Below are 26192 nucleotides of genomic sequence, written 5' to 3'. Positions count from 1 at the left end.
TACGTTATAAAAATTTGTTTTCTACCAAGATCCAGAGTCTTTGTGCATATTCATCCACCTTGCTCCATTTTTTGGCATAATAAAGGTCGCTCAGGTATTCCTTTGCATCTTCCAGTGTTCTGAAACTGTTCAGATTATTTACTACCTCATTCAGTTCAGACTGGCTTCCCCCGAAAAGCATTTTTGTGAAAGCAATACGATCATTTAAATCCAGTTTGAATTCCGGCTTTTTCTTTTCCGCTTCCATAAAATCTGTCGGAATATTTGTTTTTAAAATGCTCCCCGTATCTTCTTTCTTTTCGGCAGGCGGTGTTCTTTCGGACGGTTGGTCTCTTTCCAGATGATCATCATCAAAAAGACTCTGTACAGCTTTTAAACCCTTGATGTGCGCCAGTTTTATTTTTTTCTCCTGCTGATATGCTTCGAGGTTCTCAAAGCTCTCATCCGAGGCAGGCTTATCTTTCTCTGTTTCGGAAGCAGGTCTGTCTATATCAACAATCTTTCTTCGGTCATTAATTTCTGCCAGTATTGTTTCCTGTTTTTCTTCAACAGCTGCTTCATGTTTTATTTCTGTTACAATGCTTTCTGCATTCGTGGTATCGGAAGCCATCTCTCCATGCTCGATCATAGCTTCTGAAACCGAAAAATCGTCTTCATTTTCTTCAATCAGCAGATCTTCATCAATAGGCTCCGTATCAAAAATGCTCGGAATTGTTTCTGTAATTTCCTGTCTTTCGTTTTTAACATCGGTATCAAAACGGTTCCTGATATTTTCTTCTTCATCAAAATCACTTATATCTCCCTGATCATCAGAAATTTCGTTTTCAAATTCGTCAATTTCATTCAGCTGATTATTAAAAACAGCTTCTTCTTCTGTACTTTCCCTGCTGAACATGCCTTCATCAATATCGACATCATTTTCAGGCTCATAATTGGCCAATATCCTTTCTTCATCTACAAAATTCAGTGCATCATCTGTATCAGGAATTTCCTGTTCATCAATTTCCTCCAGCTGCTCTCTGAAAATATCCTTGTTTGTTTCAGAAAAATCATCGGATTCATCGGTAACAGTAATTTCAGATGTGGTATTTTCTTCAACAAAGTTCACCAAAGTTTCGTGAAGTTCCTCTTCTACAATTTCGTTGAGCTGATTATTGAAAATCGCTTCTTCTTCAGTAACCTGATCATTAGAATATTCTTCATTTTCACCAATTTCATTAAGCTGATTGTTAAAAATCGCTTCTTCTTCAACTACTTCATGATTAGTTTCTAAAAATGGTTCAGACGAAAAGTTTTCGTCATTTCTTTCTACCGAAGAAAAATTTTCATTTCCGAAATCTTCTATATTTTTTTCAAGCAATTTCAGGAACGAGATCCTGCCGGCTAGCTCATCCACAAGATCCTGCCGGGAAAGTAATTCGTCCACATTGCTTATTTTGTCCAGAATAGCGATCATATTCTTGGATTCAAAAAAAATCTTTTCCTTTAAATCTTGGATGTTTTGCATATAAGAATCTTGTTAAAAAATTGCTTACTTTTGATGTTAAAAATATACGGCTAATTTAACAAATGTTTTTAGAAAATACAATTAATCATTCCAAACAAAGCGGTTGGATGGAAGTTATTTGTGGCTCAATGTTTTCCGGAAAAACCGAAGAGTTGATCAGAAGGCTGAGAAGGGCAGAAATGGCGGGGCAGAATGTGGAGATTTTTAAACCGAAACTGGATACACGGTATTCTGAAGAAGATGTAATTTCTCACAATCAGAATAAGATACGAAGTACACCGGTAGAAAATCCTAATGAAATTATTTTGCTGGCTTCCAATTGTAATGTGGTGGGAATTGATGAAGCACAGTTTTTTGATGAAGGCATTGTAGATGTAGCCAATCAATTGGCAGACAGTGGAATCCGTGTGGTTATAGCCGGTCTGGACATGGACTTTTTAGGAAGACCTTTCGGCCCAATGCCCAATCTTATGGCTACTGCCGAGTATGTAACAAAGGTACACGCCATCTGTAAGAGAACCGGGAACCTAGCCAATTATTCCATGAGAATATCCAATGGAAACAATCTGGTAGAACTCGGAGAAACGGAAAGCTACGAAGCGGTAAGCCGCCGGGTTTTTATTGATGAAGTACTTTTAAAGAAGAAAAAACAGTAAATTAGGCAAAAAGAAGCCGGAAGCTTAAGCAATTATTGATCATGCCTTTGCTTATTTGTTTCCTGCTTACAATCAGCAGAACAGGCACCAATGAATTATACAGTACATCAGATTGCAGAAATCACCAATGCACAGGTTATTGGTGACGAAAAACTTTTGATAAAAAATATAGCTTTTGACAGCAGGATCATTTATTCCACCAGAAATACAGCATTCATTGCAATCAATACGCAGAAGAATTCAGGCGAAAAATTTATTGAAGCTGCCATTGACAGGGGTATAGAAATAATTATTTCAGAACATCATTATCCTCAATATGAAAATATTACCTGGATCATTGTCAGAAATTCTGTTGAGTTTCTCCAAAAACTTGCAAAATATCATTTTGAAAATTCCCATTTAAAATCCGTAGGAATTACAGGAAGCAATGGTAAAACTATCTTAAAAGAATGGTTATATCAGTGCTTATGGAATGAGTTCAGAACCGTAAAAAGTCCTAAAAGCTTTAATTCACAAATTGGTCTCCCTTTATCGCTGCTTCAGATCAATGATTCTCATCAGCTGGGAATATTTGAAGTAGGCATTTCGAAGCCAGATGAGATGGAAAAACAGGAAAACATCTTTCATCCTCAAATCGGATTGCTGACCCATATGGGAACTGCACATCTTGCCAATTTTAAATCGGAAGAACAGTTAATTGATGAAAAAATTAAGCTTTTTAAAAATTCCGAGGTTATTATTTACAATGGAGATAACTCATTGGTAGACAAAAAAATAAATAAATTATATTCAACAAAAAAATTAATTACTTACGGGTATAAAGAAAGTAATGATGTACACTTCAAAAATACACTGAAGGATTCAGACGTTGTTGTGCAATATTTTAATGAAGAGATAAGCTTTCCCGTTTATCAGAGAGACGAGGCGACATTAACGAATGCTCTTGCACTTTTAACGGTTCTAAAAGAGTTGGGAATAAACAATGATAAAATTATCGAAAAAATCAATGCCCTGAAGGCTGTAGAGATGAGACTCGAGGCTATTGAAGGAATTAAAGAAAACATCATCATCAACGATTCCTTCAATCTGGACCTGGATTCATTAAAGACAGCTTTACAGTTCTTAAATGAATATAATAAACCGAAAAAGTCTTTGGTCTTAACGGATATTCTTGGAGTTAATTCTAATCTAAAAGAGCTCTATGAGGAAGTTTCCGAACTGGTAAATGAACAGAAATTCGATTCTGTTTTCCTGATTGGTCATGAAATTTCAAAATATAGTGAATTATTTAAATCTAAAACTTTAACTTATAATAATACTCAGGAACTAATTGACAGTAAATATCTTACAGAAATTGAAGATCAGATTATCCTCCTGAAAGGAGCCAGAAAATTTGAGATCGAAAGACTTAAAGACATACTTGAACTCAGAAAGCATGATACTGTTCTTGAAATTAATTTAAATGCCATTCTTCATAATATTAACTACCATAAATCTTTACTGAAACCGGAGACGAAAATGATGGCTATGGTAAAGGCAAATGCTTATGGGCTCGGAAGTTATGAAATTTCCGAATTTCTGCAGCATCATCACATTGATTATTTAGGTGTAGCTTTTGTGGACGAAGGCGTTGAACTGCGTAAAAAAGGAATTACCGTACCTATTGTTGTCATGAATCCCGAGCAGCACAGCTACGAAACTGTGATCGCGTATAATCTGGAGCCGGAAATCTACAGCTTCCGGGTATTGGAGCAGTTTTACGAAGCCGTACGGAAATCGGGCTATGATAAAAAATATCCCATTCATATTAAACTGGAAACGGGAATGCACCGTCTTGGTTTTAAAGATGTTGAGCTGGATGAACTAAGCCGTACTTTAGCAAAGAAAAATTTAAAGGTACAAAGTATTTTCAGCCATCTTTCATCTTCAGATATGCCCTCAGAAAAAGAATTTACTTTACATCAGCTTGAAGTATTTGAAAGAAATTCCAGCCAGCTGATTAAAAACCTGGGCTACACTCCTATCCGCCATATATTAAATTCCTCAGGAATAACCAACTATGCACACCATCAATACGATATGGTAAGAATTGGAATTGGAATGTTAGGAGAATCACAAAATAGTGAAATAAATAAACAGTTACGTTCCGTAGTAAGTTTCAAAACCGTCATATCCCAGATATCCATTGTGGGAGGCGGAGAATCAGTTGGCTACAGCAGAAGATTCAAAACAGATCGTCCAACAAAAATAGCCACCATCCCGGTTGGCTATGCTGACGGTATCCCAAGACTGATAGGAAATCAGATAGGAAATGTTGGAATTCATAAAACACTGGCTCCGATTGTAGGAAATATATGTATGGATATGATGATGATTAACGTAGATCATATTCCGAATCTAAAAGAAGGTGATACCGTTACGATATTCAACGCAAAACCCACACTGAAAGAATTTGCAGAATACTGCAAAACAATAACCTACGAAGTATTAACCTCCATTTCGCCCCGCGTGAAAAGGATTTATATCAAAGATTAAACTATGAGAAAACTCCTGATCCTTTTAATGGCATTTCAACTGTTTTTGATTCAGTCTCAGGTAAAAAAAGATCTGGTGATTCCGAAAAATCCCAGGATTGGTTTGTCACTTGCAGGTGGAGGAGCTAAAGGATTTTCTCATGTGGGTGTGCTTAAAGTGCTGGATTCTTTGGGCGTTAAAGTAGACTATATTGCCGGGACCAGTATGGGAGCGATTGTCGGTGGTTTATATGCTTCAGGATATTCCGGGAAGGAAATTGAAAAAATCGTGATGGATACAGATTTCTATTCACTGATCATGGATCCTAAAGCGACAAGGCAGGAAACCTCTTTTTTCAATAAATCAGTAGATAAATATCTTCTTACCATTCCTCTGAAAAACGGAAAGATTACCCTTCCCTCTTCCATCAGTACCGGGCAGAAAAACGTTTATTTATTGAAGGAACTTTTCAAAAATGTTTCTAATATTAATGACTTTTCAAAACTGCCTATTCCTTTCATGTGCGTTGCGACCAATCTGGAAAGTGGAAATATGGAAATCTTTGAAAAAGGAGATCTGGTACAGTCTATCATGGCGAGTTCGGCATTTCCTTCTTTAATGGATCCTGTAAAAATCGGCGACAGCATCTATATTGACGGGGCAATGACAGTAAATTATCCTTCAAAGCCTTTAAAGGATAAAGGTATCGATATTGTGATCGGTGTGGATCTTAATCAGGATCTTTCCAAAAGAGAAGACCTTGGAAATATCATTTCCATTCTGAATCAGGTAATTGATTTCGGGATTAAAAAAGATACCAGAAGACAGTATAAATACACCGATATCAATATCAAACCGAATCTCACCGGAATGACTGCTACAAGCTACGACGAAAAGAAAAAAATCCTCGATAGCGGCTATGCTGAAGGCATGAAATATTCCAAAATTCTGGATGAACTTCCAAAACGTCCGTTTGACCGTCTCAGACAGCGTGTAAATCCCATTTATTCCAATGTTTACAAGATAGACAGCGTTGCCATAGAAGGAGGCCGAATTTACGGTAAAAACTACGTTCTGGGGAAGATGGGACTACGACTTCCCTCCCTGCAAACATACGGCAGCATAAATAAGAAAATTGATAAGCTGGTCTCCACCAACAATTATAAATTTATCAATTACGATATCATTTCAGAAAATGAAGATAATTATTTGAAATTGTACGTTACTGAAGATAACACCCGCAACTTTCTGAAATTCGGATTGCATTATGATGAAATCTTCAAAACAGGCCTTCTTCTCAATTATTCTGCCAAACGTCTTTTGTTTTTAAATTCAAATCTTTCCCTTGATGTTGTTGTAGGCGATAAGCCGAGATATTATTTAAATTATTTTATCGACAACGGATATATTCCCGGATTCGGAATCTATTCATCCGGAATGAGCTTTAATATTAAAGACATCAACAATAACGAAATAGATAAGTGGACATGGCTTCGTAACGAAGCATATATCCAGTCTATCTGGAGAGACAAATTTGCGGTTGGAGCAGGAATCAGCCACGATTATTTCGAGGCAGAAGCGAACGGGAATAACCAACGTTATAACCGTTTTTTAAATCCTTACGTATTTTTAAAGAGCGATACCCAAAATGATAAGGACTTCCCCACTCGCGGCATCTACATTAATGCAGAAGGTAAAGTAATCGACCTTATGAAATCAGAAGTCGAGAAAAGACTGGTACAGGTAAAAGCAGATATCAGGATTAATATTCCGCTTTCAAAGCAGTTTGCGTACCGTCTTAATCTTTACGGAGGCATTACCATCGGAGAAAACCTTCCGCAGTACTATCAGTACAGGCTGGGCGGAATCTTTGAACAGAATATTGTTAACTTCAGAAGCTTTGCCGGATTTTACTTCGGGCAGCTGAACAGCAATAATGTGGTTCTGGTCTGCAACGATATCCAGTTTAAATTCAACAAAAACTATTTCATCAGCGGAAATTTTTCTTTCGCCAATCTCTCAGACGATATCAGTTTCGAAGATACTGTAAAACTAAACTATAGCTCCGTAGGACTTACAGCAGGATATAAATCTCCATTCGGACAGATTAAAATAAACTTCAGTCATTCACTCAAAAATAATCAAAAAGGCATATTTAGTGTAATTTTAGGACACTGGTTTTAATACGATGATACAATTCTTTTACGAAAACTTACCGGAAACAGTTAATACAGACTACAAACCCTGGCTGGAAGACATCGTTCTTTCAGAAGGAAAAAAACTCGGCGAAATCAATTATATATTCTGTGACGACGAATATCTCCTCAAAGTAAATCAGGATTATCTCCAGCATGATTACTATACCGACATCATTACTTTCGACTATGTAAAAGGAAGGACGATAAGCGGAGAGATTTTCGTATCTTTGCAGCGCGTTTCAGATAACGCCTCTACTCTTTCAAAAGATTATGAAGAAGAACTGAGAAGAGTTTTAGCACATGGTGTTCTTCACCTTTCAGGATACAAAGATAAATCGGAAGAAGAAGAACAGCTGATGCGAAGCAAAGAAGATTTTTATTTAGCGAAATACAGCAATTGAATTAGTTTTATCAATAACATTGATTAGTATTTTTTTCAAAAGCTAATCCCGCTCTCCGCACTCGCTATTTTCTTTTTTTTTCAAAAAGAAAATGAGCTCAGACAAATGCTGCGATCGGGGCTAAAAAGACGTATTACAGGCGATTTCAGGCCGTAATTCTACTCAATGTTTCACGTGAAACATTTATAAAAAAGATTAAAATTTGAAGCTTAAAACAAGCGAAAAAGATGATTTCAGAAATATATGATGTAATTGTAGTTGGTGCAGGTCATGCAGGATGCGAAGCCGCCGCTGCAGCAGCCAATCTCGGATCGAAAACATTGCTTATTACAATGAATATGCAGACGATCGGACAAATGAGCTGCAACCCCGCAATGGGCGGTATTGCAAAAGGACAGATCGTTCGTGAGATTGATGCAATGGGAGGATATTCCGGAATTGTAGCAGATAAATCTGCCATACAGTTCAAAATGCTTAACCTTTCGAAAGGTCCCGCCATGTGGTCTCCGAGAACACAAAACGACAGAATGCTTTTTGCAGAAGAATGGCGTCTCGCATTGGAAAATACTCCCAATCTGGACTTCTTTCAGGACATGGTAAAACAGCTTATCGTTGAAAATAACAAAGTAGCAGGAGTTGTTACTTCATTGGGAATCGAAATAAAAGCACATTCCGTGGTTCTTACCAACGGTACTTTCCTTAATGGATTAATTCATGTTGGAGACAAACAATTAGGAGGAGGAAGAATGGGCGAACCGAGAGCCTTTGGAATTACCGAACAGCTCGTTTCATTAGGTTTTGAAGCAGGAAGAATGAAAACCGGTACTCCACCGCGTGTAGACGGAAGAAGTCTTGATTATTCTAAAATGGAAGAACAGAAAGGGGATGAAAACCCTCAAAAATTCAGCTATTTAGACACTCCTAAATTAACCAAACAATTAAGCTGTCATATTGTTTATACCAATGAAACAGTACATGATATTTTACGTGAAGGATTCGACAGAAGTCCTATGTTCAACGGTACTATTCAGAGTTTAGGACCAAGATATTGCCCGAGTATTGAAGATAAAATCAACCGTTTTGCAGAAAGAAACAGACACCAACTGTTTGTAGAACCGGAAGGTTGGAAAACAGTGGAAATTTACGTTAACGGATTCAGTTCTTCCCTTCCGGAAGATGTACAGATTAAAGCCATGAAGCATATTCCGGGCTTTGAAAATGTAAAAGTATTCCGTCCCGGCTATGCTATTGAGTATGACTACTTCCCTCCTACCCAATTAAAGCATACTTTAGAAACAAAGCTGATCGATAATCTATACTTTGCAGGTCAGATCAACGGAACAACCGGCTATGAAGAAGCTGCCGGACAAGGGCTAATTGCAGGGATTAATGCTCACAATAAGGTACACGAAAAAGAAGAATTTATCCTTAACAGAGATGAAGCATATATAGGAGTTCTGGTTGATGATCTTATTACCAAAGGTACCGAAGAGCCTTACAGAATGTTTACTTCCAGAGCAGAATACAGATTACTGTTAAGACAGGATAACGCCGACATCAGATTAACCCGGAAGGCGTTTGAATTAGGGCTTGCAAAAGAAGAACGGCTAAAAAGAGTTGAAGAGAAAGTCGCTAAAAGTGAAGAACTTGAAAGCTTCCTACGCGAAACTTCTTTAAAACCGGGAATGATCAATCCTATTCTGGAAACTATTGAAAGCAGTCCTGTTGATCAGGCCTACAGAGCAGCACAGATCCTTACAAGGCCTAATATGACACTGGAAAAACTTGAAAATATTGAAGCCATTAAAGAATATGCGTTAAAATATGACGATGAAGTAAGAGAGCAGGCTGAAATCAATATCAAGTATAAAGGGTACATCGAAAAAGAAAAAGAAAACGTAGCTAAGCTTAACCGATTAGAAAATATTAAAATTCCTGAAGATTTTGATTATTCCAAAATATCAAGTCTATCTTCTGAAGCAAAGCAAAAAATGTCTAATGTGAGACCGAAAACAATTGCTCAGGCAGGAAGAATCAGTGGTGTTTCACCGGCTGATATAAACGTTTTACTGGTCTATTTAGGGCGTTAATTGATAAATGTTTCACGTGAAACATAAATACATTTAGAGTGAAAATTAAGGTGCTTTTAAGCCTTTATAAAGATTCAGCACCTTAGTTTTATTTATAAAGAATCGCATACAATGAAAATTAAAGATCATTTTCTTTCCAAGGAAATATTTGAAATCAAGGAAACCGAAACCAAAGGAGTTTACAAGACCTCCCCTATTCCATCCAATATTTCTGCTTATTATGAAAGTGAAGATTATATTTCCCATCATCAGGATTCCGGAAGTCTGAAAGAAAAATTATATAAATTCCTACAGTCTTTCAACCTACAATATAAAAAAACAATTTTGCTGGACAGAATTTCTAAAAATTCAAAAGTTTTGGATTACGGATGCGGCGCCGGCGAATTTGTAAAATATATAGAAAATGACTTTGATACATTCGGGTTTGAACCGGATGCGGATGCCAGAAATGCTGCAGCGAATAAAATATCAAAAGCTGCTATTCTGGACGATATCAATAAAATTGAAGATCACAGCCTTGATGCTATTACCCTTTGGCATGTTTTCGAGCACATCGAGAACCAGGATGAAATGCTGGAAATTTTCAATAAAAAATTAAAAGAAAAAGGACTTCTTATTATTGCAGTTCCCAACCCTACTTCTTACGATGCAAAACATTATAAAGAATATTGGGCAGCTTATGATGTGCCGAGACATATTTACCATTTTTCAAAAAAAGGAATGGAAAATCTCATTTCAAAAAAACCAAATTGGAAATTGAGAAAAATAAAACCATTGGTGCTTGATTCATATTACATCTCCATGTTGAGCGAAAAATACCAAAAATCTCCCCTATTTTGGCTAAAAGCGATGATCTACGGAACGATTTCGAACGTAAAAGCCCTTTTTTCTAACGAATTTTCAAGCTTGATATATATTATCGAAAAAAAGTAGAAAATGGAAATTTAGCCTGTTTCTGAAGGTCATTTTTCCAACATATTGCTGAAAATTTGTTAGTAAATAAGAAATTTAGAAAATATGTAGCCTCTTTTTAATCTTCATTAAAGTCTCTGAGAATCGCTTAAAAAATTTTCACTCAACCTTATTTAAGAATATACAAAATAAAGAGGCTGTCTCAAAAGGCAGTCTCTTTTGTTTTTTTTATTTAGTTTTGAAGTTTATAAAAAGCGGGACATTTTCTATGTTTTATAAAAAACTACAAAAAGCAGTTGTTTTATGCTGCTTTTTGTAGTTTTTTAAGGTTATGGGCGATGGCGAGAAGACCGGTTTCAATTTCTACTTTCACCTTTCCTCGTAAGAAAAAGCGTTTAAAACTTTTATTGTGCTTGATTTGGGCGAAAACAGGTTCTACGTCGTAACATCGTTGCTTTCTTAAGGCAATTCCCCGTTTGGTATTGAGAAGCCTGAAAATCCTGTTCCTATGTTTTGCAAGTTTGGGATTTGATGCAGACTGGGTAACTTGTTTTGATTTTTGGTCTTTATTAAAGTAATTGTATTTTACATATGCTTTTACTTTTTTCTGTCTTAGAAATTCATAGTTCTCATAGCTTCCGTATCCTGCATCTGCAACAACTTCACCAGGTGGGTGTCCATAATTTTCTTCAAAGCTTTCTATATGCAAGGCCAGGGTCTGGGTATCAGTAGGATTAGGATGGAGGGTATAATGAACAATAAACTGATTCTCGGTAGAAAGCTGCAGATTATAAGCGGGTTTGAGCTGTCCGTTTCGCATATGGTCTTCCTTCATCCTCATAAAAGTAGCATCATGATCCGTTTTACTAAAGCTGTTTCTTCCGGCCAGAATCTTTTCATATGCTTCATATTTCTCCAGATTGTTACGCCAGTTTTTACGGGCATAACCAATCTTCTGGCGAACTTTTGAGGAAATCTTCTTTTTCTTTAAAACAGAATCTATGGTTTGAATGACCTTACTTACTTTTTCTTTATCAATAGATTTAAAAATAACAGGTTCGGTATCTCTAAGTTCTTCCTGAGCAATCTGCTGCGTATAATTCCATAATTCTTCCAGCTGGTGTTCTATTCTTTCCCTGCTTTTCTTCAAAGCTCTTCCCCAGACAAAAGTATAGCGGTTTGCATTGGCTTCTATCTTGGTTCCGTCTACAAAGGTTGTTTTTAAACTAACGTGTCCTTCTTTATGAAGCAGCATCACAATCTGAGTAAAAATATCCCTGATCTGACCTTTGAGTTTATCGCTCCTAAAGCGGTTAAGCGTGTTATGGTCAGGTCTCTGCATTGCTGAAAGCCACATGAAGTAGACATTTTCCTTTAATGCCTGTTCCAGTTTTCTGCTCGAATAAATATTATTGAGATATCCAAAAATCAGAACCTTCAGAAGCATTTTAGGATGATAGCTGGAACTTCCCCCTGATTTATATTCGTTAATCAGGTTGCGGATATCCAATCGGTCTATAACCTCAGAAACCAACCGTACCGGATGATTCTCTTCTATAAAATCTAATAAATTGGGCGGAAACAAAAAGTTTTGTTTGGGATTATAATCTTTAAAGATTACCTTTGATCTACTATGCATACAGCAATTTATGAAAATTGCTGCAATTAGGAAAGTCTCAGACTTTCCTTTTTTTATGATCAATAAAAAAGACTGTCTCACTTTTGAGACAGCCTCTTTTAATTTATGAAAAAAAAATTCTTATTGATTAATTGCTGCCACTCCGGGAAGCTCCAATCCTTCAAGACTTTCAAGCATCGCACCACCACCGGTAGAAACATAGCTTACTTTCTCAGCATATCCGAATTGCTTCACAAATGCAACACTGTCTCCTCCTCCAACTAATGAGAAAGCTCCCTGCCTTGTTGCTTCAGCAATACTGTCTCCTAAAGCAACAGTTCCTGCAGCAAAATTAGACATTTCAAAAACACCGATCGGCCCGTTCCATAAAATTGTTCTTGAATCTAGCAGTACATCATTAAACTGATCTCTTGATTTCGGTCCTGCATCAAGACCCATCCATCCTTCAGGGATAGAATATATATCCGCTTCCTTTCTTTCGGCATCATTGCTGAAACTTTCTGCAATAATCGTATCCGAAGGTAGATAAACTTTCACTTTATGTTCTTTGGCTTTACCTAAAATTTCCAGTGCCAAAGGTAGTTTGTCTTCTTCCACAAGAGAATTCCCTATCTTACCACCGAGTGCTTTAATAAATGTAAAAGCCATACCGCCACCGATAATTAAATTATCTACAGCCGGCAGTATATTTTCTATAATCGTAATTTTAGTCGAAACCTTAGATCCTCCAAGTATCGCGGTTACAGGTCGTTCCCCGGATTTTAATACTTTATCGATTGCCTGAAGTTCTTTAGCCATCAATAAACCGAAAAATTTAGTTGAAGGAAAAAATTTAGCAATTACAGCTGTAGAAGCATGCGCTCTGTGTGCAGTTCCAAATGCATCGTTTACATACGCATCACCCAGTTTTGAAAGACTTTCAGCAAAAGCTTCATCCCCTTTTTCCTCTTCTTTATGAAAACGCAAATTCTCCAATAAAAGAATCTCTCCTGCCTTAAGATTGTTTGCAGCCTGCTCAGCTTTCTCTCCTACACATTCGTCAACGAATTTTACCTGGTGACCCAATACATCAGATACTTCTTCTACAATATGCTTTAGCGAAAATTCATCTTTCACCTCTCCTTTCGGTCTGCCAAGGTGCGCCATAAGGATCACGGAACCTCCGTCCTGAAGAATTTTATCGACTGTAGGCTTTACGGCTACAATACGGGTATTGTCTGTTACTTTCAGCTGGTCATCTTGAGGAACGTTGAAATCTACCCTTACGAGTGCTTTCTTACCGTTAAAATTGAAATCATTGATTGTTTTCATATGTACATTTATATTATTTCTTCGGTCATAGGCAGCCCGCAGCTCCTGCAGAATCTTTTATACATCTGCGGCCAGCCGGCTCCAATCATATCGTTGAGTTTTTCTTTTCACAAATGTAAGATTTTAAAATTTTTGAATTGCCGCAACCCGACAAAAGTTTTCAGAAAAGTTTCCCGCAAACCCAACATACAACTATCAACAATTTTTTTCTTCTTAAAAAAAAGAATACGGTATTGTTGTTGAGTGTTGTGAATTTGGGGGATAAGTTTTCGCAAAAATTTTCATAACAGGTAATTTTATATTCAATTCACATTTTATTTACATTGTAAATTATTGTAAACCTGATTTTTCACTACGTTACTAACAATTATTGATAACTTTTCCCCAATTTCCTTTATGGATAAATGATTTATGGAAAAAGTCCAGAATTCCTGCCAGAAAGTTTTCTGAAAATTTTAACATTTTTTTTGGAGGTACTTCTCATTACAAATTTTTTCAATGTTACGAAACATTTATTTTACCGGAGTTATCCACAGTTATTCTCAATGCTTTTCACAATTTACCCCCGAAAGACTAACAAAGATTGTTATTATTCTTACCTTTGCTATGAAATAAATCTAATAAAGACTAAACAAACGGTTATGAAAAGAAAAATCGCCATTGCCGCAGACCACGCAGGCTTTGAATATAAAGAGATTGTTAAAAACTATTTATCAGAAAACTTTGAAGTTCAGGATTTTGGAACGTTTTCCACAGACAGTGTGGATTATCCTGACTTTGTACATCCGGCGGCGGCATCAGTGGAAAATGGAGACAATGAACTCGGAATCTTATTCTGCGGAAGCGGAAACGGTGTTCAGATCACTGCCAACAAGCATCAGAAAATACGTTGCGCACTCTGCTGGATGCCGGAGATTGCTTCACTCGCAAGACAGCACAATGACGCTAATATGATTTCAATCCCTGCACGATTCATTTCCAAAGAACTGACCATAGAAATTGTTGACAGATTTCTCTCTACAGATTTCGAAGGCGGAAGACATCAGAACAGAGTAGATAAAATAGCATACTGCTAAACAATAAAGGCTTGTAAATCAAATTACAAGCCTTATTTATTTTTTATTTTGTATATTTGCAGCGTCCGGCAGGTTTACCATTCTGTCATTTCCACGAAACCAATTATCATATTAAAAGATATTTAAGTAAAAGGTTTTTCCATACACTTCTCCATTTTTGTATTAAATTTATACAAAACTAAAAGTTCCGTCACTGAAAAGTTGGAAGGAAAATTGATGTTGCTGTGATAAAATGAGTTTAGCATGTCATCTTCAGTCTGCTATATTTAAATCGTTATCTTATCCGTAATAGGTTTAATGCTTTCAGGAAGATGCAGCAGCTGTATACTCACAATTATAATTAAAATTTAAGAAATGCCAAAAAAAAGAAAATATATAAGTCAGAAAAATGATCATAAGCTGCAGGAAATCGGGAGACTGATTCTGCGTTTTATGAATGAAAATTCAACAAAAGTTTACAACTATAAGCAGATCGCAGAAGGAATAGACTATAAAAATCCAAGACAACGGGAGCTTGTAATCCAGGCACTCCACAAGCTGCAGGCTACTGAAAGAATAAAAGAAACCGAAAAAGGAAAATATATCGTTAACCTTAATATTAAAGGAACACTGACCGGAATCATCGATTTCAACCAGTCCGGAAATGCTTACGTTAATGTTGAAGGGCTGCAGGATGATATCTTTATTCACTCCAAAAATGTAAAAGATGCATTGCAGGGCGATAAAGTATTAATTGTTACCTATACTTATAAAGGTAAAAAACTCGAAGGTTCCGTTCTTGAAGTACTGGAAAGAGGTAGAACCGAGTTTGTAGGAACACTTCAGGTAGTTCCCCATAAAGATTTCGGATTTGTGGTTTGTGATAAAAAGACCATCAATACTGATATTTTTATTCCGAAAGGGAACTTTGGAGGTGCTAATGACGGCGATAAGGTTGTCGTTAAAATGACCGAATGGAAGCCGGGTGACAAAAATCCGGAAGGTGAAATTATCCAGGTACTGGGAGCTCCGGGTGAACATGAAACAGAAATCCACTCTATTCTTGCGGAGTACGGTCTGCCGTACCAATTTCCTGAAGAAGTAGAAAGAGATGCCGATAAAATAGACAGAAGCATTAACGAAAAAGAAGTGGCAAAACGCTGGGATATGAGAGGAATTACCACATTCACGATTGACCCTAAAGATGCTAAAGATTTTGATGATGCCCTTTCCATCAGAAAAATGGAAAACGGAAACTGGGAAATCGGGGTTCATATTGCTGATGTTTCTCATTATGTAATTCCGGGAACTATGCTGGATGATGAAGCATACCAAAGAGCCACATCCGTTTACCTGGTAGACCGGGTGGTACCAATGCTTCCTGAAGTGCTGAGTAATGATGTCTGTTCACTACGGCCGAATGAGGATAAATTCACATTTTCAGCAGTTTTCGAATTGGATGATGACGCTAAAATTAAAAAGCAATGGTTCGGAAGAACAGTTATCCATTCCGACAGAAGATTTACCTATGAGGAAGCTCAAGAAAGAATCGAAACGAAACAAGGCGATTTGCAGGAAGAAATCAATGTATTGGACAGGCTTGCAAAGATAATGCGTGCAGAACGAATCAGAAAAGGCGCCATTACGTTTGACAGAAGCGAAGTAAGGTTTAATCTTGATGAAAATAACGAACCTATTGGCGTGTACTTTAAAATCAGTAAAGATTCCAATCACCTTATTGAGGAATTCATGCTTCTTGCCAATAAAAAAGTTTCAGAATTTATATCCCTGAACAAAAAAGGAGATATTACCCAAAATACCTTTATTTACAGGGTTCACGATGATCCGGACCCGGCGAAACTGGAATCGTTGAGAGATTTTGTTTCGACTTTCGGTTATAAAATGGATCTGGCCAACAGTAAAAAAGTAGCCGAATCTCTGAATAAATTATTACACGACGTAAAAGGTAAAGGCGAGGAAAATATGATTGAAACCCTTGCTATGAGAAGTATGAGCAAAGCCGTCTATTCTACGGAACCTATTGGTCACTACGGTCTCGGTTTTGATTTTTATACCCACTTCACCTCTCCTATCCGTCGTTACCCGGATCTTATTGCCCACCGCCTGTTGCAGCATTATCTTGACGGAGGAAAATCTCCGAACAAAGCTGAACTTGAAGAAAAGGCAAAACACTGCAGTTCTATGGAGCGCCTTGCAGCGGATGCTGAAAGAGATTCCATTAAGTTCATGCAGGTGAAATTTATGGAGAAACATCTGGGAGAAACGTTCACAGGAGTAATTTCCGGTGTTGCGGAATTTGGTTTCTGGGTTGAAATTCCTGAAAATGGCGCAGAAGGGCTAATTAAACTGAGAGATCTTGTAGACGACTCTTATTCGTATGATGCTAAAACTCACGCCGTATATGGTATGAGACACGGCAAACGTTATCAGCTGGGAGATCAGGTACAGATCAAAGTCGTAAAAGCAAATCTGATCCAAAAGCAACTTGATTTCAAGATCGTTGAGTAGTGACCAAAATTGATAAGTTATTGTTTTTAGTATCATAAATGTTGTGTTATTCATAACTGTGATTTGTGATACAGTGCTTAATTTTTATTGGTTTGTTACGGTAATTCCTGTATTGGTTATAGTTGCCCGATTTCTGATTAAAAAGAATGTTATAAAGCTCAGAGATCAGGACCAAACGTATTTTTTTGGAGTAGTTTTTCCAATGGTCATTAACATTTTTTTTCTGATAAATTATATTACTGGGCGTAATCCGATAAAAGAAACGTACTGTTTCAGAAATAAAATTGCTAAAGTAGGAGGCAGAGGCAGTAATGAAACAGGAAAAACAACGTACATTTATCTGAGTGGGAATGCATACAACTATTCCTACATGACCCGTAGCTTTTTCATCGATTATAAAAGAATGCTGTTTAAAAATCAGGTTATATATACTTTTGAAAGAGGAATCTTTGGACTTAAAATAAGAAAAGATTACGAATTTGTATACAGTGAAGACTGTTTAGAAAAAGGAAATTACCATTGATATTAATATTAAAATTTTAGTAATAAGTTCCGTTTTACAGTAATGTGAAACGGAGTTTTGTTTTTATGATAAAAAATATTCTAATATTTCCATTAAATATTTAAAATAATACTTTTCTTAAATCTAGAGTTATTGAATAATTAAATCATAAAGTTTAAATTTGTATAAATGAATGAAAAGTTTCGCACTTTCATTTAAAAAATTACTTGATGTTTGAACTTATATTATCTGCAATCGTATTAGGATTCATGCTGAGCCTGGTTTTTATCGGACCAATATTTTTCCTTTTAATAGAAACCAGTTTTTCCAGGGGCCCGAAACATGCATTAGCTTTGGATATCGGAGTAATCTCTGCCGATCTTCTCTGTATACTGGCAGCTTATTATGCAAGTGCGGATATTGTAACTTTGATCGACAAACATCCCGGATTTTACAGAATTACCGCCATTCTCATCTTTGTGTACGGAATCGTAATGATGGTCACAAAAACCAAAATGCACATTCCCGGAGAAGAAAAATTCATTAATCAGAATTATTTTAAGACTTTTATCAACGGCTTTTTCTTTAATCTGCTTAATGTGGGAGTCATTCTTTTCTGGCTGGTAACGGTAATCTCTGTAAGAAATCAGTATCCCGATACCGGCAATTTTGTTTTATACATTGGCATTGTCATTGCCACGTACCTGTGTATCGACCTGGCAAAGATTTTCCTCGCCAAACAGTTTCACGATAAACTTACGCAGAAATTAGCCAACAGAATCAGGCGAATCGTCGGCGGAATTCTTATTATCTTCAGTTTCTTCATTTTTTTACAAAGCTTCAAAAAGTTTAATCAATTCGATAAAAGACTTGAAGAAGCCGAAAAAACCGAAGTAAAATATCACAGCGAACCATGAAAAAAATAATATTCCCGAAATCTTTAAAGGAAGGCGACAAAATAGCCGTTATTTCTCCGGCGGGCGCAGTAGAAGTTTCGCAGCTTGAGAAAGGTATCGAAATGATCCGCAACAAAGGCTATGAACCTGTTCTGGGCAGGCATCTTTATACTACTTACTCCCACGGATACCAGTATGCAGGAACAGAAGCGGAAAGAATACAAGATATCAACTGGGCGTTCAATGATGATGAAATTGCAACGGTTTGGGCCTCGAGAGGCGGTTATGGCTGCCAGCATCTGTTGGAAAACATTAGTCTTAAAAATTTTTCTAAAAATCCGAAATGGTACATCGGGTATTCTGATAATACTGTCATCCAGAGTTATCTGCTTAAAAAAGGCTTCGCTTCGATACACGGGCAGACGGTGAAAACTTCGAGTTTCGGGGTAACAGAAGAAAGCTATGAACTGATTTTTGATATTCTGGAAGGAAAAACTCCAAATTATAACTTAAAATCACATCAATTTAATAAAACGGGTTCTTACGAAGGACAATTGATTGGAGGTAATTTAGCCCTGGTTTATGCCCTCCTGGGAACCGATTATTCATTTAAGTTTAAAAATAGAATATTATTTATAGAAGATATTGGTGAAAACTTTTATGCTTTAGACAGAATGATGATGAGCCTGGAGCTGGCTGGTGTTTTTAAAAAGATCAGCGGATTAATTATCGGCGGTATGACCAATATGGGAACCGAAAAGGAAAATACTTCGTATAACGACAGTTTTGATAATTTCGCCTATCAGCTTATTTCGGAAAGAATTGCAAAGTATAGTTTTCCCGTTATTTTTGGCTTCCCGAATGGGCACATTAAAGACAACAGACCTTTGATTATTGGCGGAAATGTAAAACTAGAAGTTAAGGATCAGGTTAATATTGAATTTAAAAATTAAATTTATGATTTATTTTAATATCTGATTTTAAAACCGAGACACTCTCAAACCCTCAACCCTCCACTTAAAAATGGCAGAACACAATGATTTAGGAAAAAAAGCAGAAGAGCTTGCCGCCGGGTTTTTATTAAAAAACGGCTATAAAATCCTGGCAAGGAACTTCCGGTATCAGAAAGCAGAGATTGATATCATTGCGGAAAAAGATAATCTGATTATTATCTGCGAAGTAAAGGCACGCTCTACCGATGTCTTTAATCTTCCTCAGGAATCGGTGAATAAAAAGAAAATCAAGCTCCTGGTTTCTGCGGCAGATTATTACCTGAAAGAATTTAACGTAACGAAAGAAGTACGGTTTGATATTATCTCCATTCTTCCGGATAAAAAAGAAAACTTACTGATTGAACATATTCAGGATGCGTTCGAAGCATTTGATGCCAATTAGAATAATATAAAAAATATACAATGTAAGATTATCAATATTTATACAACTGATTGTTAGACTGGTAGATTGATACATGGGTATATTTAAAATTAAAATTTATGAAGACAATATTAATTACCGGAGCCACATCCGGAATAGGAAAATCTACAGCAGAATTACTGGCAAGGCAAGGCAACAGAATTATTATCTGTGGAAGAAGATCTGAAGTTCTCGACTCTGTTAAAACGGAACTTTCTGATTTTACCGAAATGTTTAGTTTAAAGTTTGATGTACGAAATTTAGAGGAGGTTGAAGCAGCTATTAATTCCCTTCCCGAAGAATGGAAGAAGATAGATGTGCTCATCAATAATGCAGGAAATGCACACGGTCTGGATCCGCTTTCTGCAGGGAAAACCGAAGACTGGGATGCTATGATCGACGGTAATGTAAAAGGATTGTTATACGTTTCGAAAATGATTATTCCCGGAATGAAGGAAAGAAATTCGGGGCATATTGTGAATATCAGTTCCGTTGCGGCAAGACAAACTTATGCCAACGGCGTCGTATACTGTGCAACCAAAAAAGCCGTAGATGTCATTTCTGAAGGAATGAGACTCGAACTTACCGAATTCGGAATTAAAGTAACCAATATCCAGCCCGGTGCTGTGGAAACAGATTTTTCGGTGGTACGATTCAAAGGAGATAATGAAAGAGCAGCGACTGTCTATGCCGGATATGAGCCTCTGAAAGCGGAAGATATAGCAGATTCTATTGCGTATTGCATCAATGCCCCAAAACACGTCTGTATTTCTGATATGACAATCTACCCTACTGCCCAGGCAGAACCGAGAACGATCTACAGAAAATAAATGAAAAGGGTTCTATTCTTCTTTCTGGTATTTTTTATTTCTTTATGGAATGGGCAAACGGCAAATAGTTTCTCAGAACCAAAGCTGTCAGAAAGTATTCAGCTTTTGGATCAGCTGATGGCAAATAATGATGAAAAGATGCTGGATATTCTCTGTACGGATGTTTCGTTTGGTCATTCAAATGGCTGGGTTCAGAATTTTGATGATTTCAAAAAGGATTTTGTTTCGCAAAAAGTGAAATACAGAAACATCGAGCAGATTGAAATTTCAGAGTTTAAAAAAGAGGAAAAAGTCTACTCGGTCAGAAGAAAAATAAAAGTTTCGGGACTGTACAAAAACCAGGACTTTGAAATGATATTGGGTCTGCTGGAAATATGGAAAAAGGAGAAATCCGTCTGGAAATTGTGGAGTCGCCAAAGTGTGGAAATAAAGCCATAAATTTGCATCGTTAAAGTGTATTTAAATTTAAAAAATGAAAGTCCTATACCTCGAAACTTCCTCAAAAAACTGCTCGGTAGCGATTTCTGACAACGAAAAGCTATTATGTTTAACAGAAGAAGTTTCCGAAAACTATAAACAGTCTGAAAGCCTGCATACTTTCGTAGAATGGGCTTTGGAAGGAGCAGAAATTTCGCTTAAAGATATTGAAGTGGTTTCTCTTGGAAGAGGACCCGGCTCCTATACAGGATTAAGAATCGGAGCTTCCTCTGCAAAAGGATTTTGCTACGGATTAAAAGTTCCTCTGATTGCCGTTAATTCTATGGAAAGCATGATCGAGCCTTTTTTAGACGGTAAATATGAATTGATTATCCCATTGATCGATGCAAGGAGAATGGAGGTTTATACTGCCGTTTATGAAGGCAAAAGCGGACAGGAACTCTCTGCTACCGAAGCAAAAATTTTAGATGAAAATTCTTTTGAGGAATTTAAAGATAAAAAAGTGCTATTTGTGGGAGACGGAGCCAAAAAGGCAAAAGAAATTCTACGGCTCCCAAATGCTGATTTTCACGAAGACGTCTACCCTTCTGCTCAGTATCTCATCAGGAAAACCATTGAAAAATTAGAAAGAAAAGAATTTGAAGATATTGCTTATTTCGAACCTTTCTATCTGAAAGACTTCCATGGGGTAAAGAAAAAAAATAAAAGCGAAGAATAATCTTCGCTTTATTTTTTATTGAGGTTTGGCAGGAACAGTATTGGTAGGCTGCAGCTGCTGATTATTCTGTTTTTTCGGCGATTTGCTGCCGTTGTTATTCATTTGCTGATTCGGCTGGGAATTGTTCATAAAGTTGCTTCCCGGCTGGGAAGGAATTCCCGTTGCATTGCTCTGCTGTATAGGTTGCTGTGGAACACCATTTGCCATATTTCCGGAATTTTGCGGAATTGTATTTCCTTTATTATCCGTTGCCTGGAAGCTCAGATCACTCTTCAGATAATTAAGCATTTCTTTAGCCTTTTCGCCTTCAGGAGTTTTGCCGTAATTTAAAGCAATCTGCTCAAGCTGAAGAATCATCACCTCTTTCCCACTCGATTTTCCCGAATTAAAAGCATTGAGCAAATAAAGCTTCGGCACCAGGGCATCTTTAGGATATTGCTGAATGGTTCTTTCAATAAGATCTTTACTGTCGGCAAATTTTTCAGATTCATATAATGCAAAAGCCTGTTTATACTGACTTTCCACATCGGCTGAAGATTTTACGAAAGTACTGTTCTTAGGATTTCTTGCGAATTCTGCATACGAAGTATAAGGATAATCTCTCAGCAGTATTTGTTTTGCCCTTTCGGCAGCCTGTGGATTTTTCTCATGATTCATGGCAAATATCTCATACAGAGCCTGAAGCATTACTTTTTCTTCAGGTTTTACATCAACAAGATCGTATAGTGTTTTTGTTGCCAAAGGGGTATTGGTAAAATAATTCTGATACATTACGCCCAGCCCCAATGAAGCCGTATCCCTGTCCTTTTTAAGCTGATCCAACTTGGCCATGTCGGTAGGAATCTGCTCAATATAAAAAGCAGGTTCAAAACGTCTCGGGTTGGGTGCCGCGGTAGTTCCTAACGCATCGTTTTTCAGATCCTCAATGGTTGCCATTTTCTTTGAAAAACGCCAGTTGTCAATCAAAGCACGGTCTCCCCATGTTTGTTTAAAGGTCTGTGTCCCCTTAGAAACAGTTCCTGTATTGCTGAAATAAAATCCTCTTGAAGCAACTCCAAAATCCTCGAAAGAATTTGAACTGTTGGCGAAAATTGATGTTGCGTTGTAATCTCCGGTTTCAAAACCTTTGTTTCTTTCGGCACGTCTTTTTTCGAGTTCTTCTTTTTCTTCCTTCGCTTTGATTTTTGCAATGTATTTTGCAAAAAAGTCCGTTTTCTGTTCCGGTGACATTTTTGCAAGGCTCAGAATACTGTCGTTCTTCTTGATTAGGTAATAGTTTTTGGATATTTTTTTAATGTAAACAGACTGATCGGTAAGAAGAATTTTTGAAGGTGCATAGGTCATTACTGCCAATGCTGAATCATAATACGCTCCGGCACCGATATAATCATTTTTATCCAGGTATCCTTTCCCTATTTCATAATAAGCAAGACCACGAATCTGTCCGTCGGAAACCTTTTCTTTCAGCGATTTTCTGAAATATTCCTGAGCTTCTTCTTTTTTCCCGGCTTTGTTGGCCATTAAACCCAAAGCATAATAAAATTCATTTTTTCTTGATCCGTAAGTTCCTTTCTTACTGATGTCTTCCAGGTATTTTCTTGCGCCGCTGTAATCTCCGTTTCCGTTAAAAGTTTTGGCGATCTCAATCTGTGATTTTACTTCAAATTCGAAATCATTGGCATATTTATAAGCCGCCATAAAACTTTCTCTGGCTTTTTCATTTTGATTGAGACCTTCCAGTACCTGCCCTCTCAGATAAGCAATCCTGCTTTTAAGTTTTCGGTTGCCGTTCAGTTCAAATGCGTTATCAAGTTCCTTTACAGCTTCCTCTTTTTTTCCGGCATCCAGAAGAGATTCGGCATAATAAATACTTAACAGTTTTTCGTATTGTTTACTTATTTTGTCACCTTTAAGCTTGGCAAAAGTTTCGTGGGCTTTATGGTAATTTTTAATCTGATCATAAGCGAGCCCCTGATAAATTCTTGCCAGAGGAATTCTTTTGTCATCCTTCATATGTGTGAAAACATAATTTAGGGCGTCAAGTGCATCCAATGATTTTCCACGGTAAATTCTTGCCTGAGCAAGGATCATATAAGCATCGAAAATTTGTTTATTCTGTTCTTCACCATGTTTGATCACAGAATATTTGTTGATCGCTTTTAAAGCTTTAGCTTCTGCAATTTCAAGTGTTGTGGCTCCTTTCTGTTCAGGCTGGTTCGGATCATTTGCAGAAATTCCCGTTGTACCGGACAATGAATTATTTCCCGGCATTCCTGGCGGCATTCCAGGGGGGCCTCCTCCTCTTTTATTATTTTCAGCAGGACGGTTTACTTCCGCCATTTTCATGGAATTTTCAGCGAAAGCGGCAGACTGGCCCAGATCACTACCCAAAGGCTGGTCTTCATAGGTAAGAATAGGAATATAAGGTGCATAAAAATTGTCTTTATGGGCCTTATCTCTGGTTTCAAACTCGTTATTTAAAGCATCTTTGGCGTTAAATAAAGTATTGTAGTATGTAGAAAATCCTTTCATGAACTTAGAACGCTGCTCCGGCTTCTTGGTTTTCGTAGCGCAGGAAGCAACAATACAAAGTGTTAAAAGGAATAAAATATTTTTTTTCATTATTTCAATATAACTCGCTAATCCGCTTTTTATTATAAAGCGGTTTGATAATTTTGTAAAAATAATAAAATTTTATCGTGAAACTCGTTATATCTCCTTCAAAATTTTGTAAACCAAATGAGTAGGAAGCCCCATAATGGTATAAAAGCTGCCCTTGAGTCTCTTGATTTTTGCCATGCCGAGCCATTCCTGGATTCCATAGCTTCCGGCCTTATCAAAAGGCTGATACTGATGGATATAATACTCAATTTCCTGGTCGGTAATATCATCAAATTCTACTTCCGCAACATCCGTTTCCGTAATGGTTTTTTCTGATGTTTTAATAGTAATTCCGGTATACACCTGATGTGTCTTACCGGAAAGAAGCCTTAGCATTTTTTGGGCATCTTCTTCATCTTCCGGTTTTCCCAAAAACTGGTTGTCGATGGCTACCACGGTGTCCGCTGTGAGCAGAACTTCCCCTTCTTCAAGAGAACGGAATGCAGAAGCTTTAAGCTCAGAAAGATAGGCTGCAGACTCCCCTACTTTTATATGTTCCGGAACAATCTCTTCGCAGTCAATTTTCACTACCTCAAAAGTAAAGCCGAGATTAGACAGCAGTTCTTTTCGCCTTGGAGATTGTGAAGCCAGTAATAGTTTCATTTAAAGTATTTTAAACCGATTGTGTATTATCATCATGCCATTTCCCCTGCGCTTTCATCACCTGCTCAATAACGTCGCGTACGGCGCCGCTACCTCCTTTTGCCGGAGAAATATAAGTAGCGATTCCTTTAATTTCAGGAACGGCATTTTCAGGGCAGGCTGCAATGGCGGAATTTTTCATAATATGAAGATCCGGAATATCATCGCCCATGGTTAGGATTTCTTCATTTTTGAGCTGATGCTTATTTTTAAAATCTTCAAAATCAGCCATTTTATCATGGGATTTTGCATAATAATCTTCAATTCCGAGATAATTGATCCTGTGCTTTACCATCTCGTCGTTTCCACCTGTAATAACGCCTATTAAATAATTGTTTTTTAATGCTTTAACGACTGCATAGCCGTCCAGAACATTCATTACACGGCACATGTTTCCTCCCGGAAGAAGATACACGCTTCCGTCGGTAAAAACGCCATCTACATCAAATACGAATGCTTTAATATTCTTAAGCTGTTCTTTATAACTCATTTTAAAATTTAAAATATTTTAATCTAATCAAGATTATAGGTAAGTCTTACCGTAATTCTTGCCGATTTTTCTTTACTTGTCGTGTCAAAATTCCCTCCGTAGCTGTCTTCATCGGTAGATCCTTTTGCGGTTATCTGGAACACTCCCACGGAAGCATCTTTCAATTTCCCCAGATCTCCTTCTGCACTTTTTACAATTTTTTCGGCTCGTTGTCTTGCATCTTTGGCCCCCGATTCTATTAAGCTGTGTTTCAATGAAGCAAGATCAGAATATGTGTATTGCGGCGCAGATGGTTCAAACTGCACGCCGCTGTTGATGAGTTCCGCTGTTTTATCAATGATACTTTCAATCTTTTTCATAAGGGCAGGATTCTTTTTAGCCCTGAAAAAAACACTTTGGGTAGCCTTATATCCATCAAAAATATCTTCGGACTTTTCTGTCCCATCAGCATCTTTACTGGTAACCGTACGGTAAGATCTTGAGAAATTGACACCGCCAAAAGTAAATTCGCCGGCTTTAAAGCCTTTGCTATAGAAAAAAGCCTTTACTTTTTCTTTGTCTTGAGAGATTATATTATAAGCCTCTTTAGCATCAAATGCAGCAGCATCAAAACTGCCGCTCCAGCTTATTTCATCTGAAATAAAATCTTTGGAACCAAGGCCTGTAACGGATATGGTATCCTGCTTTAAATTTCTGTTTTTAAAGCTTGAGCCTAAAATAAGTGCTGTAATAACGATTGCCGATCCGGTGATAAGCGAACGGATAATGTTGGTATTCATTTTTCGGTTTT

General features: G+C 37.2%; 22 protein-coding genes. 15 read left to right on the top strand and 7 right to left on the bottom strand.

Going from position 1 to position 26192, the window contains the following annotated elements; all coding sequences use genetic code 11:
• Positions 1–4 precede the first annotated feature (4 nt).
• On the bottom strand, positions 5–1507 hold the full coding sequence (locus ACYT6F_RS05605) for a hypothetical protein (protein WP_472600260.1): 1503 nt from the start codon (positions 1505–1507) through the stop codon (positions 5–7).
• Between the two features lie 62 nt (positions 1508–1569).
• Between ACYT6F_RS05605 and ACYT6F_RS05600 the strand changes: the two genes are divergently transcribed.
• The 6 genes from ACYT6F_RS05600 to ACYT6F_RS05575 all read left to right on the top strand — a co-directional run bounded on the left by ACYT6F_RS05600 (position 1570) and on the right by ACYT6F_RS05575 (position 10299).
• Complete coding sequence (locus tag ACYT6F_RS05600; protein WP_472600259.1) at positions 1570–2163, top strand: thymidine kinase; 594 nt, start codon at positions 1570–1572, stop codon at positions 2161–2163.
• A 90-nt stretch (positions 2164–2253) separates the two neighbouring features.
• Positions 2254–4698 carry a bifunctional UDP-N-acetylmuramoyl-tripeptide:D-alanyl-D-alanine ligase/alanine racemase gene (locus ACYT6F_RS05595; RefSeq protein WP_472600258.1) on the top strand — a complete coding sequence of 815 codons (2445 nt, stop codon included), beginning with the start codon at positions 2254–2256 and terminating at the stop codon, positions 4696–4698.
• 3 nt (positions 4699–4701) lie between these two features.
• Entirely contained in the window at positions 4702–6861 is a 2160-nt protein-coding gene (locus tag ACYT6F_RS05590) for a patatin-like phospholipase family protein (RefSeq protein WP_472600257.1), read from the top strand.
• A gap of 4 nt (positions 6862–6865) precedes the next feature.
• The gene (ybeY, locus tag ACYT6F_RS05585) at positions 6866–7276 is read left to right on the top strand and encodes an rRNA maturation RNase YbeY (protein WP_472600256.1); all 411 of its coding nucleotides are present in this window, start codon (positions 6866–6868) and stop codon (positions 7274–7276) included.
• Between the two features lie 227 nt (positions 7277–7503).
• Positions 7504–9366 carry a tRNA uridine-5-carboxymethylaminomethyl(34) synthesis enzyme MnmG gene (mnmG, locus tag ACYT6F_RS05580; protein WP_472600255.1) on the top strand — a complete coding sequence of 621 codons (1863 nt, stop codon included), beginning with the start codon at positions 7504–7506 and terminating at the stop codon, positions 9364–9366.
• 111 nt (positions 9367–9477) lie between these two features.
• Positions 9478–10299 (top strand): class I SAM-dependent methyltransferase, encoded by an 822-nt coding sequence (locus ACYT6F_RS05575; RefSeq protein ID WP_472600254.1) that lies wholly within the window; start codon positions 9478–9480, stop codon positions 10297–10299.
• Positions 10300–10579: 280 nt separating this feature from the next.
• On the opposite strand, the gene ACYT6F_RS05570 is transcribed toward ACYT6F_RS05575, so the two are convergent.
• Positions 10580–11917, bottom strand: a complete 1338-nt coding sequence (locus tag ACYT6F_RS05570) for an IS1182 family transposase (protein ID WP_472597713.1) — start codon at positions 11915–11917, stop codon at positions 10580–10582.
• Positions 11918–12037: 120 nt separating this feature from the next.
• Positions 12038–13228, bottom strand: coding sequence for a phosphoglycerate kinase (locus ACYT6F_RS05565; protein WP_472600253.1), 1191 nt, complete (start codon positions 13226–13228; stop codon positions 12038–12040).
• 641 nt (positions 13229–13869) lie between these two features.
• Between ACYT6F_RS05565 and rpiB the strand changes: the two genes are divergently transcribed.
• The 9 genes from rpiB to tsaB all read left to right on the top strand — a co-directional run bounded on the left by rpiB (position 13870) and on the right by tsaB (position 21609).
• On the top strand, positions 13870–14304 hold the full coding sequence (gene rpiB, locus ACYT6F_RS05560; protein ID WP_472600252.1) for a ribose 5-phosphate isomerase B: 435 nt from the start codon (positions 13870–13872) through the stop codon (positions 14302–14304).
• Positions 14305–14658: 354 nt separating this feature from the next.
• Complete coding sequence (rnr, locus tag ACYT6F_RS05555; protein WP_472600251.1) at positions 14659–16812, top strand: ribonuclease R; 2154 nt, start codon at positions 14659–14661, stop codon at positions 16810–16812.
• Between the two features lie 202 nt (positions 16813–17014).
• Positions 17015–17335 carry a hypothetical protein gene (locus ACYT6F_RS05550; RefSeq protein WP_472600250.1) on the top strand — a complete coding sequence of 107 codons (321 nt, stop codon included), beginning with the start codon at positions 17015–17017 and terminating at the stop codon, positions 17333–17335.
• Between the two features lie 209 nt (positions 17336–17544).
• Positions 17545–18231: a LysE family translocator gene (locus tag ACYT6F_RS05545; RefSeq protein ID WP_472600249.1), complete on the top strand. Its 687-nt coding sequence runs from the start codon at positions 17545–17547 to the stop codon at positions 18229–18231.
• A complete protein-coding gene (locus ACYT6F_RS05540; RefSeq protein ID WP_472600248.1) occupies positions 18228–19163 on the top strand; it encodes a S66 peptidase family protein in 936 nt (311 codons plus the stop codon). The genes ACYT6F_RS05545 and ACYT6F_RS05540 overlap by 4 nt, the downstream gene beginning before the upstream one ends.
• A gap of 70 nt (positions 19164–19233) precedes the next feature.
• Positions 19234–19605 (top strand): YraN family protein, encoded by a 372-nt coding sequence (locus tag ACYT6F_RS05535; protein WP_169231651.1) that lies wholly within the window; start codon positions 19234–19236, stop codon positions 19603–19605.
• 98 nt (positions 19606–19703) lie between these two features.
• The gene (locus ACYT6F_RS05530) at positions 19704–20453 is read left to right on the top strand and encodes an SDR family NAD(P)-dependent oxidoreductase (protein ID WP_472600247.1); all 750 of its coding nucleotides are present in this window, start codon (positions 19704–19706) and stop codon (positions 20451–20453) included.
• Positions 20454–20891, top strand: coding sequence for a hypothetical protein (locus tag ACYT6F_RS05525; RefSeq protein WP_472600246.1), 438 nt, complete (start codon positions 20454–20456; stop codon positions 20889–20891).
• A 34-nt stretch (positions 20892–20925) separates the two neighbouring features.
• Entirely contained in the window at positions 20926–21609 is a 684-nt protein-coding gene (gene tsaB, locus ACYT6F_RS05520; RefSeq protein ID WP_472600245.1) for a tRNA (adenosine(37)-N6)-threonylcarbamoyltransferase complex dimerization subunit type 1 TsaB, read from the top strand.
• A gap of 15 nt (positions 21610–21624) precedes the next feature.
• On the opposite strand, the gene porW is transcribed toward tsaB, so the two are convergent.
• The 4 genes from porW to ACYT6F_RS05500 form a co-directional block, all read right to left on the bottom strand.
• Positions 21625–24231, bottom strand: a complete 2607-nt coding sequence (gene porW / locus ACYT6F_RS05515; protein WP_472600244.1) for a type IX secretion system periplasmic lipoprotein PorW/SprE — start codon at positions 24229–24231, stop codon at positions 21625–21627.
• An 87-nt stretch (positions 24232–24318) separates the two neighbouring features.
• On the bottom strand, positions 24319–24873 hold the full coding sequence (locus ACYT6F_RS05510) for a Maf family protein (RefSeq protein ID WP_472600243.1): 555 nt from the start codon (positions 24871–24873) through the stop codon (positions 24319–24321).
• Positions 24874–24883: 10 nt separating this feature from the next.
• Positions 24884–25402, bottom strand: coding sequence for a KdsC family phosphatase (locus tag ACYT6F_RS05505; RefSeq protein WP_472600242.1), 519 nt, complete (start codon positions 25400–25402; stop codon positions 24884–24886).
• 23 nt (positions 25403–25425) lie between these two features.
• Entirely contained in the window at positions 25426–26181 is a 756-nt protein-coding gene (locus ACYT6F_RS05500) for an SIMPL domain-containing protein (RefSeq protein ID WP_472600241.1), read from the bottom strand.
• Positions 26182–26192 lie beyond the last annotated feature (11 nt).

The sequence above is a fragment of the Chryseobacterium sp. NG-CE01 genome (genome assembly GCF_055695505.1).
Note: the sequence above shows the minus strand (reverse complement) of the source record. Positions and strands in the feature narration are given on the sequence as shown.